This window comes from Nocardia sp. NPDC056100, from assembly GCF_042266325.1.
Classification (GTDB): Bacteria; Actinomycetota; Actinomycetes; order Mycobacteriales; family Mycobacteriaceae; genus Nocardia.
In genome coordinates this window covers 480315-493142 of the sequence record NZ_JBHJVY010000005.1, presented here as the reverse complement: position 1 = coordinate 493142, position 12828 = coordinate 480315, and the positions used below count along the sequence as shown (strand labels likewise).

Sequence of the window (12828 nt, the reverse complement as noted above, 5' to 3'; positions counted from 1 at the left end):
GGCTCCGGCGCGCTCACCCGCGTCGCGGTGCGATCGGGCGGATGCTGGCGGGTTTGGAGGGGGCCGATGCGGAGCAGATCAGGCTGTTCCAGGAGCGGCGGTTGCGTGCCCTGGTGCATATCGCCGCGCGCCGTTCGCCGTTCTACCGCGAGTACTTCGCCGCCAATGACATAGCGCCCCAGGATATTAGAACCCTGGATGACCTGGCCTTACTGCCGCTGATCTCGCGCAGCGAACTGGCCGAGCGGTCCGAGGACTTCCGCACCGCGCCGCGCCGCCTGATGTGGTCGGTGCGCTCCAGCGGCACCTCCGGCGTGCCCATCGCGTGCTATCGCACGGTGAATTCCTCGGTATTCGAAATGGCGGCCATGGAGCGCCAGTGGAGCTGGTTCGGCCTGCCCGCGGACGCCCGGCGAATTGTGCTGCGCGGTAGCGGGTTCGCCAGCGACGGCACCCGCGGGCCCACTTTGGCGGTGCCCGGCGCGCGCCAGCTGCTGGTGTCCAGCTATCACCTCACCCCGGATCGAATCGATGTGATAGCCAATGACATTCGCCGCTTCCGGCCCGATGCCATCGAGGGCTGGCCGTCCAGCATCGCGTTGCTGGCCGCACTGCTGCGCGATCGGCGCACCCCGATTCCCATGCGCGCCATCATCACCTCCTCGGAGCTGATGGCCCCGGGCCAGCGCGCCCTCATGCGCGAGGTGTTCGGGGGTCCGATCGTCGATCACTACGGCCAGACCGAGCGGGTGGCCATGGCCGGCACCTGCGAGGCGGGCGGCTATCACGTCTTCCCGCACTACGGCGTGGTCGAGTTGCTGCCGGTGGCGGGTTCGGACTCACGCTGGGAGATCGTCGGAACCTCTTTGCAGAACAAGGGTTTTCCGCTGTTCCGATATCGCACCGGTGACGAGGTGCGCCCGGCCGCGCCCGGCCCGTGCCCGTGCGGGCGGGCGTTTCCGCTGCTCGGCGTGGTGGACGGCCGGGTGGAGGACACCTTCGTCGCGGCCGATGGCAGACCGCTGCCGCTGCCGTCCAGTGTGGTCGACGATCTGAGCGGTTTGCGGGAGGCGCAGATCGCCCAGTTGCGGCCGGGCGTCTTCGAACTGAGAGTGGTACCCGGCACCGGATTCTGCGAATCGCGGACCATCGCGCATGTGCGGCGCAATGTGGCGCAGCAGTTCGGGCCGGGACAGGAGGTCGGGTTGCGGGTTTTCGACCGACTACCCCGGCCGCCCAGCGGCAAGCTCAAGACAGCGGTGGTGGAACGCGAGCGCGCGAAACGGCTACAGCCATGACGGATGGGCAGTCATGACGAAAGGGATAGTGGCCGTGCGAATGGCGAGAACGGTTGTGCTGGTGGCGATCATGCTGCTGGCGGCGGCCTGCGGGGGCGGTGGCGCGGCGCCCGGGCACGCGCCGACCACGACCTCGGCGGCCCCCATCGACGAGTTCGTCGCCAAGACCAGAACCCCGGATCCGGGAGCGGTCGGCATCGGGCTGACTAATATTTCGCTCTCCCGCACCGATAAGTCCGATCGAGTGACCTTCGGGTTCACCGGGACCGCGGTACCCGGCTGGGCGGTGCACTATGTGACACAGGCGGTCTCCAATACCAATACGCAGGCGGTGTTTCCGGTGACCGGGCAATCGATAATCGAGGTGCTCATTCGTGAGGCGGCCAATCCGTTCGAGACGGGCGTGCCGCCGTACGCGGGCCCGCCGGTCCTCACCGATCCCACCCTGGGCACGGTCGGCGAGGTGCGCTACGCCAGCGCACTGCGCGGGGTGACGCAGGCGTTCATCGGCCTGTCGACCCCACAGCGCTCGTTCCGGGTGATCGCGCAGACCGATCCGGTCCGCATCGTGGTGGAGGTGGACCACAAATGAGCGCACCCGTCACCGAAACGGTCACGCCGAATGCGTTGCAGGTCATCCGCGATCGCGTCTGGCAGCGCCGCTGGCTGGTGCTGGCGATCGCGCTCGTGGTGACGTGCGGGGCGTATCTGTCCGCGCACGGCAAGGCCACCGTCTACACCAGCCGGGTGCTGGTCTCGGCGGCCTCGACCCGGCCGCCGACCCAGGACGCCATCCTGGCGCAGGGCTACACCTACTACCTCAACGATCCGACCTATCAGTCCAGCCTGCGCCAGAAGCAGGGCTTCCCGGCCGATATCAGCGGCTTCTCGGCCGAATTCGTCACGGCCAGCCCGCTTTTCTACGTTCAGGTCATCGCGGCCACACCGCAGGCGGCCACCACCGCCGCCCCGCAGGTGGCGCAATTGTTCATCGAGGACATCAACGGCCGCCTGGACGCCAGCCGCAATGCCACCGCCGCCGATATGACCGCGGCCATGCTGCGGGTGTGGGGTGACCGGCTCACGGCCAATGATCCCAGCGCCTTCAGCGCGCAGATCCAATTGCAGCAGCAGATCGATCAGCTCAATGCCAATGCGGCCAACCGGCTCACGGTCCTGCAGAACGGTGCGGGCGCGATGGCCATCGGGCCGGGTAAGACCCGCACGCTGGGCACCGGCATGGTCGGCGGAGTCCTGCTCGGCGTGGTGGTGGCGCTGATGGCCGGGGCGTCCACGCGCAGACTGTATTTCGACTACGACGTGGTGGAGAAGACCGGTATCCGGCCGTTCGATGTGATCCCGCCGGGCGGCTCACCCGCCCTGGACGCGCGCCGCGAGGTGGCGCTGCGGCATGTGGCCAATCTGGTGGCGCGGGCGGCCACGCACTCCCCCACTTCGATTGCGGTGGTGCCGGTTTCGGCGGGTCGCAGCGCGGATCAGATCGCGCGCGCCATCGCCGAACAGCGCGCGGCGCAGGGCTCGCGCACCGTATTCGTCAATGCCGATCTGCGGACCGCCGATTACGGTCCGCGCCAGTGGGGTGTGGCGGAGTATCTGCGCGGGCTGGTCGGCGATGTGCGGGATCTGGTGAAGAATCGCACCGAGGAGGGCTTCGCCGAGATCGCCGCGGGTGAGGCGACCTCGGATCCGTATCCGCTGTTCGATCGGGATCGGGTGCGCGAGTTGCTCCGAAGTGCCGGGGCCAGTTCCGATCTGGTGATCGTGGCCTTGCCGCCGATCGGCAGTGCGCCCGAAGCGCAGATCGTCGCCGATCTCGCGGATCTGACGGTGCTCGTCATCGAGCGCGGCACCACCAGGGTGCCCGAGGTGACCGAGGCGGTGCGCGCGGTGAATCAGGTCGGCGCACAGGTGGTGGGCGCGTTGTTCGTGGACACCACCGAATACCGCCCGACGGTATGGGATCGGCTGCGCCCGAAGCGATTGCGGACCGCCCCGTGACGACCGTGCTGGACCGGCTGACCCGGCTCGGCCGCACCCCGGACGGCCCGCTGCCCTTCCGGACGCCCTCGGTGGATCGGCTGGGTCAGCTCGCGGTCATCGCGGCCGCCATGATCGTCGGGCTCGGGGCCATGCTGGCGGTATCCCCGAAGGCTCCCGGCGGTATCGGCACGGTCGCGGCGGCGGGCGGCATCGCCGCGGTACTCGTCGTGATCGGCCTGCGAGATCCCCGGTGGGCCTTCGTCTTTCTGATGGTCGCCACCTTCCTGCGCCCGGCGATCCCCAAGATCCTGCCGACCACGGACCCGTTCATCCTGGCCTTCGGCGGTCTGCTCATCGCCACGCTGGCCTGGGTGCGCGGACATCCCGAGCGCCGGGTCTCGCTCGGTGCGCTGGAATGCGCGATGGCGCTGTACCTGCTGTGGAATATCGATTCGATTCTGCAACCGCACGAGTACAAGCCGATCCTGTATCCGCTGACCGGGGTAATGCTGGATCTGTGGCGGTATCTGATCATCGGCACCGGTATCCCGTTCGCCACCTATCTGATGTCGCGGATGATCTTCGATACCCGCCGCGCCGTCGGCTTCCTCATCACCACGCTGCTGTCCTGCAGCGCGTATTCGGCGTGGGTCAGCATCATGCAGTTCCACGGTCCGAAGGCGCTGGTGTGGCCGAAATACATTGTGCTGGCACCCGCCTGGTCGGATCGCGCGGTGGGGCTGCCCAATCAGCCGGAGGTCAACGGGCTGATTCTGATCGTGGGCTATGTGCTGGCGCTGGTGCTGCTCGGGGCCGAACAGCGGCCGCGCTGGCATAAGATCCTGCTCGCGGTGATCGCGGCCGCCTGCGCGTATTCGGTGTTCCTCACCCATACCCGTTCCATCTGGCTGGATTTCGCGGTCGTGGTGGTGGCCGGAATCGTCCTGGGTAAGGGGTATCGGACGGGATTCGTCGCGACCGCGCTGGGCACCTTGGCCATCATCGGCATGAACTGGAGCACCTTCACCAGCTCCGACCGTAAAGCGGGCGGCGTGGCCTCCACCAATGAGGTGTACGACCGGCTCAACGCCGATGCCACCGCGGTGTGGGCATTCCTGCAGAAACCCTGGAGCGGCTGGGGCCTGGGCCGCTTCGTCTCGGTGAATACCTATCGGCACCAGCAGTATTCGCCGACCACACCCTGGGAGCGCGGGCTCGGCATTCCGGCCCACGAGACCGAGCTCGGCATCCTCGCCGAACTCGGCATCATCGGTCTGCTGCTGTGGCTGACCGTGCTGGTGCTGCTGACCCGCCGGCTGATACTGGCGTTCGTGCGACTACCGGCGGACGGCCTGATGGGCCGCCCGCTGGCATTCATCGCGCTGACCGCGCTCATGTGCCTGGTGCTCGGCGGCCTATTCGTGGATCTGCGACTCTTCGACTATCCGAGCACCATGGTGTTCGCCCTGGTGGGCGCGGCGGTCGGAGCGGCGGATCGGGCGTCGAAACGCAGGCTCGCCGATCCGCTCGCCGCCGGTGCGGATCAGCGCGCGGCTTTGCGCGCGCGGAAGACCCGCGCGTAGAACTCGATCAGGTTCTGTCGCGAAGTGTCCCAGGACAATTCGCGTTCGACCCGGGCCCGCCCGAACGCGCCCATGCGTTCGCGCCGGGCCGGATCGTCGAGGAGTTCGGCAATGGCCTCGGCGAAGCCGAGCTCGTCATTGCCCGCGACATAGACCGCCGCCGCACCCGCCGAAACGCGGGCCTCGGTGAGCTCGAAGGACACCAGCGGCCGCGACATGGCCATGTACTCGACCACCTTGTTCATGGTCGACACGTCGTTGAGCGGATTGTGCGGATCGGGTGAGAGGCAGATATCCGCGGTGGAGAGTCCGGTCTGCACGAACTCGTCCGGCACCCGGCCGGTGAATTCGACCAGATCCTCCAGGCCCAGTTCCTTGGACAGCGCGACCAGATCGTCGAAGGCGTCGCCGCCGCCCATGAACAGGAAGTGGGTATCGGTGCGCCCCAGCTTGTCCCGCAGCAGCGCGATCGCGCGCAGCGCGTAGTCCACGCCGTCCTGCGGGCCCATCACCCCGAGATACGCGCCGAGATAGGTCTTGCCGCGCTTGAGCGACGGATCCGGTTCGCGCGGTACGAATCTGCTCAGATCGGGTGCGCTGCGCACCACCGTCACGAGTTCGGGAGCCATATGCCCGCGCCGGATGGCGACCTGCCGATAGCTCTCATTGGTGGAGATCACCGCGTCCGCACAGGCGAAGGTGATGCGCTCCAACAGTTTCGACACCCGGTACAGCGGTCCCCCGCCCCCGCCGAACCGGGACAGGAACAGCTCCGGCACCAGATCGTGGTGGTCGAAGACGAATCGGGTGCCGCCGATCCGCAGCACCAGTGCGATCAGGAACAGCAGATCCGGCGGATTGCACGCCTGCACCACATCGATCGGCCCCTCCCGCCGCACCTTCCAGGCCAGGCGCAGGGTGTGCCAGAGCGCGAGGGAGTATTCGCGCAGATATCCGGCCGGTCCGCCGGTGGCGGCGCGCAGCGGATAGCGCAGGATGCGCACGCCTTCCAGGGTCGCCTCGGGTTCGCGATCCTGTTTGGCGCCCATCGGGCAGATGACGGTGACCCGGTATCCGGCCTCGACCAGGGCCCGGCTCTCCTGCCAGACCCGGCGATCGAAGGGCACCGAGAGGTTTTCGACCAGTATCAGAATGTGTCCGCTGTGTTCGCTCACCGATTCACGACTTCTTCCAGGGCCTGCTCCGCGGCCGCGATACTTGATTTCAGGGTGAAATTCGCTTCGACGCGATCACGCGCCGCCAAGCCCATGCGTTTGCGGGCCTGGGGATCGCCGAGCACCTCGAGCAGGCGCGCGGCCAGTTGTTCCGGATCGCGCGGCGGGACGAGGTATCCCGTCTCGCCGTCCGCGATCATCTCCGGGACACCGCCGACCGCCGTGCAGACGGCGGGCCGCGCCGCGGCCATGGCCTCGAGCAGTGCCATGGGGAAGCATTCGACGCTGTAGCTGCTCAGCACCACGACGTCCATGGCGCGCAACAGATCCGGAATATCGGGGCGGTTGCCCGCCAGGATGACGCGTCCGGTCAGGCCGAACGCCTCGATGCGGGCTTCGACGGCGGCGCGTTCGGGACCGTCGCCGACAATGAGAAACCGTGCTGCCGGGAGCTGCTCGGCGACCAGGCGGGCCGCGGTCAGAAAGGCGACGTGGTCCTTCTCCGGCCGCAGCGCCGCCACGATGCCGACCACGAGATCATCGGGGCCGATGCCGAGGGTCGCAACCGCCGTGCGATCGTCGGCGATCTCGAACAGCGCGGGTTCGACACCGTTGTAGATGATCTTGATCTTGGATTCGGGATAGCCGAGATCGTCCGCCATATAGCGGATCTGCGCGCGGGCGACGCCGAAGTACGCGCTGGTGCGCCGATCCAGGACGCGATCCACCACGGTCCGGAATCGCCCGCGCGGTTCCACATCGCCGTAGTTGTGCACCCACACCACCGAATTCGGCACTCCCGCGCGCCAGGCGGCGATCCGGCCGAGCGCCTCGGCGTTGTAACCGCGCGTGATCACCACATCCGGACGCTGTTCGCGCATGGCCCGGATGAGATCCCGCAGCGCGGGGGCCGCCTGCCGCTTGGTGTAGCGCAACGCTTTCGCGGGCACACCGCCCGAGGCGAGATCGGCGAACAACTCGCCTTCCTCGCCGATACAGATGACCGAGGGTTCGAAGCGGGTGCGGTCCAGGTTCGGCAGCAATGTCGTCACATGCCGTTCGGCCCCGCCCACGCGCAGATCGGGTACCACGTAGAGCACTCGAATCGGCTGTCGCGCTGCGCTGTTCATCGTGCGATCTCCCGATAGATGCCGTCGAAGCGGCGGCAGACCACCTCGATATCGAATTCGTCGCGCACGCGTTGCAGGGCGGCCGCGCCCAGGCGCGCGCGCAGTTCGGTATCGCGCACCACCCGACCGAGCGCCTCGGCCAGCGGTTCCACCTCGCCCGGCGGCACCATGAGCCCGCAGGTCTCGTCGATGAGATCCGGGATACCGCCGACCGGGCAGGTAACCACGCACAGTCCGCGTGCCATGGCCTCCAGGATCGCCATCGGCTGACCCTCGCGATGCGAGGGCAGCACCAGTACCTGCGAGGCGGCGATGAGCGCCGGAATCTCCTGCGGGCCGATCCATCCGGTGATCTCTACGCTGGCCCCGATACCGAGTTCGGTAACCATTTCTCGCGCTCGCTCGACCGCGCCGTCACCTGCGACGATCAGCCGGGCGGGCGATTCCGGATCGGCAGGCAGCATTCGCCGCCAGGCTTCGAGCAGGGTGAAGGTGCCCTTGCGTTCCCCGATCTCACCCAGGAACAGCACCTGCACCGGTGCGCCGGAATGCTGTTCCACCTGCTGCGCGGGCCGAATGGCATTGGACACCACGATGATCCGCGATTGCGGCGCGATAGCGCGCAGCGCCACCGCCCAGGGTTCGCCGAGCGCCACCACCACCGCGGCCCCGCGCAGCGCATCGCGAATGGCGGTCTGGAGCAGGCGCGGCGAGCGATCGTAGAAGACGCTGAAGTCCGAGCCGTGCACATGCAGCACAACGGGTTTGCGGACCAAGCGCGCGATCAGCTCGAACAGGTATTTGCGCGGGAAGCTGCCGTAGGACGACAGGTGCAGGTGCACGATCGAGGGCCGGTGCACCGCCAGCCGATAGAGGTAGACGAAGACCGCCTGCGTATAGGCGGCCAGTTTGGTGGCGATGCCGCCGTCGCGATGGGTGGCGACATGTCTGATGTCCCATTCCATCCAGATGGGCGTCTCGCGCATCTCCCGCACGAAGGTCGCTACCCCGCCGCGCGTGGACATGCTCGTCGACACCCACAGGGCCCGTTGCCGTTTCATAGCCCGTCCGTGGTTATTCGGGACCGCGCGAGGGGGTGAAGACCCGCTCGCCCGGCACTGCCTGCTGCGCCGGGGGACGGGCGGCCACATCGCCGCTCGCCTCCTGTGGCGCATCGATCAGCACCGCGCCGAGCACGGTGGTGTCCAGCGCCGCGAGTAGGCGGTGCGCACGCCGGGCCGCGGCGGCCACGGTCGTGTTCTGTTCCAGCACGACGACGGTCAGTCCGGTGGTGGCGGCGATCACCTGCGATTCGACGGCGTCCAGCAGCGGTGGTGCGATCACCACCACGAAGTCCGCGCGATCGTGCAGCTGCGTCAGCAGCCGGGAGAAGCGCTCGCGGCTCAGCGCGGTGAACGGGTCCGCACCGGTGCTGCCGGGTGGCAGTTCGGTCAGGTACGGATTGCGCGTCTGCAGCAGCGCCTTGCCGAGATCGGCTCGGCCCGCGAGCAATTCGGCGACGCCGACGCCGCGGGTGCGGCGCAGATCGGCGTGCACCAGAATGGTGCGCACGCCCTGGCGGGCGCGTTCGTCGGCGATGGCGCGCGCTACGATATCGGCTCCGGTGCCGGGTCCGGGTGCGGCCACCGTCACCGCCGCCCGGGTCGCGGGAGCGGCCAGGCCGACCGCGGTGACCACCTGTTTCAGCGCCCGATCCCGTTCGGCGGCAGTCTTTTCGGTATCCGGCGGCACCACGGCCAGCGCGGTCATACCCGCCTTGCGCTCGATATCGTCGGCCGTGCGCAGCCGGCGCGACACCGTGCCCACCACCAGTGCGATCGCACAGCCGATGAGCAGTCCGCCGACCCCGTACGCCATCAGTGTCGGCCACGTCGTCGGATTCGTGCGCACCACATCCGAGGCCAGTTGCAGATCGATGAGCTTGTTCGAGGTGTCGGCGTTGATGCGGTTGATCTGATCCTGCATCTGGGTCAGCGAGACATCGCTGACCACGCCGTTGGCGGCGCGAATATCGTCGAACGGTTTGCGCACGGCCGCGATGGCGGCGTCCTGGGCGGCGCGCAGCCGGGCATTGATCTCATCGCGGAAAGCGTTGCCCGCCTTGGCCGCGGCGTCCTGGGCGAGCTGCGGTGTGCTCGCGGTGGCCTCGATGTAGAGGATCGGGCTCGATGCCACGGTCCGGGCCGCGAGGGTCACCGATTTCGGCAGCCCCGCGGTGGATTTGAGCTTGGCCTGATACGCCGGATCACCGAAGTACTGGGCATAGCCCACCGAGAGCACCGCGTCCTGATCCGGGGCGCGGTTGGGCGAGCCGACGGTCATGGCGACCCGGCCCGTATACGTCGGCTGCGCATCGCGGGTGCTCAGGAATCCCAGCGCCACCGCCAGTGCGACAGCCACCAGCACCAGCCATTTGCCGCGCCAGATTCGTAGTAGGTGAACTCGTGCGGCGCTGTTCAATTCTTCTCCCTCGAAGAGCGGGGCTCCGCGTTCCCGGATATCGCCGTCCGGGAGTCGTCGTTACGTCTGGGCTTCAATCGCGCTGCCAGCCTGGCGAATCCGCGGACCACATCCGGGGCCAGGACGGCCAGCACGAGCAAGTAGATCGCGGTGAAGGCGAGCGTGTCCAGGATGAGCAGCCCGACCGCGATCAGCAGCGATCGCGAATCCGAGTGCAGCACCTGATGTTCCAGATACCAGGTGGCCGCCAGGGCGAGCGCCGCGGCGGGCAGCGGGGGTCCGATCGCCCGAATCAAGGCGAACAGCGGCACACCGAGCGCGGAGCGCGCCAGCGTGGTCACCACCACCGCGACCACCATCGCGGTGCCCGAGGTCGCGAGTCCGACACCGGTCAGACCGTAGAACTTCACCAGCACCAGCAGCAGGCCGATACCGAGGAATATCTCGATCGCGGTCTGCCAGTTCAGCAATTTGGTGCGACCCGCGCCCTTGATGGCTTCCTCGCTCACACTCATCCAGGCTTTGCCGAGTCCGAGTCCGGCCATGGCGACCACGAGCACACCGGCCGCGCGCCAGCGCTCACCGAAGACCACCACCACCGCCGGTTCACCGAGCGCGATGATCAATCCGGTCAGCGCCGCCGCACCGATGGTGGCGAGCCGGATGGCACGCAGGTACGCGGCTTGCAGACGGGCCCGGTCGCCTTCCTCGGCAATGCGCGCGAACGCCGGAAACAGTGAGAAGGCACCGACTTCCACGATGAACCGCACCGGAATCTGCGCGATGCGCTGCCCATACCGGTAGTGCCCGAGCGCCGCCGAACTGAGCCCGCGCCCGACCACCGCGGATTCGACGGTGCTCTGTATGCGCGAGCCGAGCATGTTCACCACCACCGGTGAGCCGTAGCGCGCGAGCTCGCGCCACAGCTTGATGGACGCGCGCCCGCGTCCGGGCCGCCAGCGCGCCAGCCACCACACCGTGATCACCCAGACCACATAGGAGGCGTAGCTGCCGATGACCATGCTCCACACGCCGAAGCCGAAGATGGCCAGCACCACCGATACGACGGCGAAACTGATCGATACCGCCGGTCCGACGATGATCCGGCGTTTGACGCTGAAATCGCGCTGCAGCAGCGCTTCCGGCACATTGGTGAGCGCGAAGATGAGCAGGTAGCCGGAGGTGGTCGCGGCGATCAGGCCGATGGTGTGATTGTGGAAGACCATGCCGATGATCGGCGCGGCCGCCAAAGCGCCCAGCGTCATGGCCAGACCGTTCAGGAACGAGGCCCGGAACACCGTCTCGGCGGCATCCTCCACCTGCGATTCCCGCTGCACCAGACCGGATCTGAGCCCGCCTTCGACGAAGGTGGTCAGCAGCATGGTGAGCACGGTGCCCGCCGCGAAGATGCCCACCTCGGCGGGACTGAGCAGCCGCGCCAGCGCGATGGTCTGCCCGAAGGACACCACCTCGCTGAAGGCCAGCGCCGCCGCCGAGGCCAGCGCCACCCGGCCGACCTGTTTGGTGAGGGTGGAATCGCCCGCGGGCGCACCGGTTTCGGCGGTCACCGCCACCGATTCGACCGTGGGCGGTGCGCCCGGTTCGATGCGGGTCAGCGCGGTGGGCAGGTAGATCTGGACGGTATCGGCATCGTGCACGTGCCGCAGGATCAGGTCGTAGGCTCGGATGGAGCCCCGGCCCGGAACGTCGCCGTCGTGTCTATGCATGCTCGATATGCGTTCGTTCGAGCAATTCGAATAGTCGGTCGTAGACCTGCTGGCTGCTCGCCACCTGTTCATCGGCCCTGGCGCACAGGGTGTCCCGCAGTGCGGGGGCGTCCTCCCAGGCGTCGGCGATGGCGGCGCGCAGCCGCTCACCGAATTCGGGATCGTCGAAGTGGATCAGGCGCACACCGCCTTTGAACATATCGTCCAGGCCGAGGAACTTGTCGTCGTAGTACTCGGTGGAGGTGAGCGCGACCACCGGAATGCCCTGGCTCAGCGCGAAGACCGCGAGATGGTAAGCCCCCGTGACCAGTACCCGGCACCGCGACAGCTGTGCGGCGACATCGGCCGGGCGCACGAATCGGTCCAGGGGCGCTACCGGATTCGCGCTGCCGCGCACCAGCGGGACGGTGGTGGCGCGGTCCGGTGAGCCCGGGGTCTCGGCGATGATGAGCGGCACCAGTCGCGCGCCGAATTCGGCGGCGGCGGCCCGCACGGCGATGCCGACGCCGTCCTGTGCCAGCCGGGCGACCGGTGAGTATTTGGCGACTCGCAGGCACACGCCGATATCGCCGCCGAGTTCGCCCGCGCGCGCATCGCGCGCGAGTTCGATGGCATCATCCCCGGTCACGGTCACCGCTCCCGGCGAAACCCCGAGCGATTCCAGCAGTTCCGGTCCGCGCCTGCGCTCGCGCAGGGCGATGAGCGGCAGCCTGGTCAGCGCCCGCGACGCCTGTGCGGTGAGCTCCGGATCGCGCAGCGGCCCGATCCCCTGCCCCACCAGCGCCACCGGAATGCCCGCGTCACTTGCGTATTCGAGCAGGTCGAGCACCCGCCCGGCCTGCGGGATATCGGCATCGGTGAGATAGCCGCCGCCCAGCCCGATGACCAGCGACGCCTCGCGCACGGCCCGAGCCGCCCCCGGATGACGGCGCTCGATCCGCAGCGCTGCGTCCTCAGGAAGCGGCGCTGTGCCATCGGATAGCGGCACGGCGTTCTCGGAGCCGGGCACATCCGGCTCCGCCGCCGGGCTCGCACCCCGATCACGCAGCTGATCGCGCAGCCGAATCGCCTTGGGCAGCAACCAGGCTCGCGCCCGCAGCCATGCGATGGCCACCGGCCCGACGACCGCCGGACCCAGCGCCGCCGCCACACGTTCATTCAGCCGGGGCTCGCCCCAGGGATCGCGATCGCCGACGGTGATTCCGACCGCGCCCGGAAAGTATGCCGCCACCAGGGCGGGCGATTCGGTCATGATGCCGATGCGCGCCAGCGGCCAGCGGGCGCGCACCCGGCGCACCGTCACCTCGAGCATGGCCACATCGCCGTAATTGCGCAGCCAATACTCACTGTTCTCGATGAGCACCCGATGCCCAGATCCCCCGCACGGCAGTCCGGTTCCCATCTTCGACCTCCCCCGGCCACACCCGTGCCGT

At 68.2% G+C, this 12828-nt stretch carries 10 protein-coding genes; 4 read left to right on the top strand and 6 right to left on the bottom strand.

Annotated elements, in window-relative coordinates; all coding sequences use genetic code 11:
• The first annotated feature begins 41 nt into the window (after nucleotides 1–41).
• From ACFC0O_RS38890 to ACFC0O_RS38875, 4 genes are read left to right on the top strand one after another with little or no spacing between them, the layout of a single operon-like run.
• Nucleotides 42–1298: a phenylacetate--CoA ligase family protein gene (locus ACFC0O_RS38890; RefSeq protein ID WP_375967095.1), complete on the top strand. Its 1257-nt coding sequence runs from the start codon at nucleotides 42–44 to the stop codon at nucleotides 1296–1298.
• Nucleotides 1299–1311: 13 nt separating this feature from the next.
• A complete protein-coding gene (locus tag ACFC0O_RS38885; RefSeq protein WP_375967094.1) occupies nucleotides 1312–1890 on the top strand; it encodes a hypothetical protein in 579 nt (192 codons plus the stop codon).
• On the top strand, nucleotides 1887–3317 hold the full coding sequence (locus ACFC0O_RS38880; RefSeq protein WP_375967093.1) for a hypothetical protein: 1431 nt from the start codon (nucleotides 1887–1889) through the stop codon (nucleotides 3315–3317). Before ACFC0O_RS38885 ends, ACFC0O_RS38880 begins: the two co-directional genes overlap by 4 nt.
• The gene (locus ACFC0O_RS38875) at nucleotides 3314–4882 is read left to right on the top strand and encodes an O-antigen ligase family protein (protein WP_375967092.1); all 1569 of its coding nucleotides are present in this window, start codon (nucleotides 3314–3316) and stop codon (nucleotides 4880–4882) included. Before ACFC0O_RS38880 ends, ACFC0O_RS38875 begins: the two co-directional genes overlap by 4 nt.
• Here ACFC0O_RS38875 and ACFC0O_RS38870 read toward each other — a convergent pair.
• The 6 genes from ACFC0O_RS38870 to ACFC0O_RS38845 are packed head-to-tail and all read right to left on the bottom strand — an operon-like array spanning nucleotide 4843 to nucleotide 12797.
• Complete coding sequence (locus ACFC0O_RS38870) at nucleotides 4843–6057, bottom strand: glycosyltransferase family 4 protein (RefSeq protein WP_375967091.1); 1215 nt, start codon at nucleotides 6055–6057, stop codon at nucleotides 4843–4845. The genes ACFC0O_RS38875 and ACFC0O_RS38870 overlap by 40 nt on opposite strands.
• Entirely contained in the window at nucleotides 6054–7187 is a 1134-nt protein-coding gene (locus ACFC0O_RS38865) for a glycosyltransferase (RefSeq protein ID WP_375967090.1), read from the bottom strand. The genes ACFC0O_RS38870 and ACFC0O_RS38865 overlap by 4 nt, the downstream gene beginning before the upstream one ends.
• Nucleotides 7184–8248 (bottom strand): glycosyltransferase family 4 protein, encoded by a 1065-nt coding sequence (locus tag ACFC0O_RS38860; protein WP_375967089.1) that lies wholly within the window; start codon nucleotides 8246–8248, stop codon nucleotides 7184–7186. Before ACFC0O_RS38860 ends, ACFC0O_RS38865 begins: the two co-directional genes overlap by 4 nt.
• Nucleotides 8249–8261: 13 nt before the next feature.
• Nucleotides 8262–9668, bottom strand: coding sequence for a hypothetical protein (locus ACFC0O_RS38855; RefSeq protein ID WP_375967088.1), 1407 nt, complete (start codon nucleotides 9666–9668; stop codon nucleotides 8262–8264).
• Complete coding sequence (locus tag ACFC0O_RS38850; RefSeq protein ID WP_375967086.1) at nucleotides 9665–11395, bottom strand: oligosaccharide flippase family protein; 1731 nt, start codon at nucleotides 11393–11395, stop codon at nucleotides 9665–9667. The genes ACFC0O_RS38855 and ACFC0O_RS38850 overlap by 4 nt, the downstream gene beginning before the upstream one ends.
• Nucleotides 11388–12797 (bottom strand): polysaccharide pyruvyl transferase family protein, encoded by a 1410-nt coding sequence (locus ACFC0O_RS38845; protein ID WP_375967085.1) that lies wholly within the window; start codon nucleotides 12795–12797, stop codon nucleotides 11388–11390. Before ACFC0O_RS38845 ends, ACFC0O_RS38850 begins: the two co-directional genes overlap by 8 nt.
• Nucleotides 12798–12828: the final 31 nt, after the last annotated feature.

What these genes read in the sequence shown, in the direction of transcription:
- ACFC0O_RS38845 (WP_375967085.1), bottom strand. Translation starts at nt 12,797, where the DNA reads ATGGGAACCGGACTGCCGTGCGGGGGATCTGGGCATCGGGTGCTCATC.
- ACFC0O_RS38850 (WP_375967086.1), bottom strand. Translation starts at nt 11,395, where the DNA reads ATGCATAGACACGACGGCGACGTTCCGGGCCGGGGCTCCATCCGAGCC.
- ACFC0O_RS38865 (WP_375967090.1), bottom strand. Translation starts at nt 7,187, where the DNA reads ATGAACAGCGCAGCGCGACAGCCGATTCGAGTGCTCTACGTGGTACCC.
- ACFC0O_RS38885 (WP_375967094.1), top strand. Translation starts at nt 1,312, where the DNA reads ATGACGAAAGGGATAGTGGCCGTGCGAATGGCGAGAACGGTTGTGCTG.
- ACFC0O_RS38880 (WP_375967093.1), top strand. Translation starts at nt 1,887, where the DNA reads ATGAGCGCACCCGTCACCGAAACGGTCACGCCGAATGCGTTGCAGGTC.
- ACFC0O_RS38860 (WP_375967089.1), bottom strand. Translation starts at nt 8,248, where the DNA reads ATGAAACGGCAACGGGCCCTGTGGGTGTCGACGAGCATGTCCACGCGC.
- ACFC0O_RS38890 (WP_375967095.1), top strand. Translation starts at nt 42, where the DNA reads ATGCTGGCGGGTTTGGAGGGGGCCGATGCGGAGCAGATCAGGCTGTTC.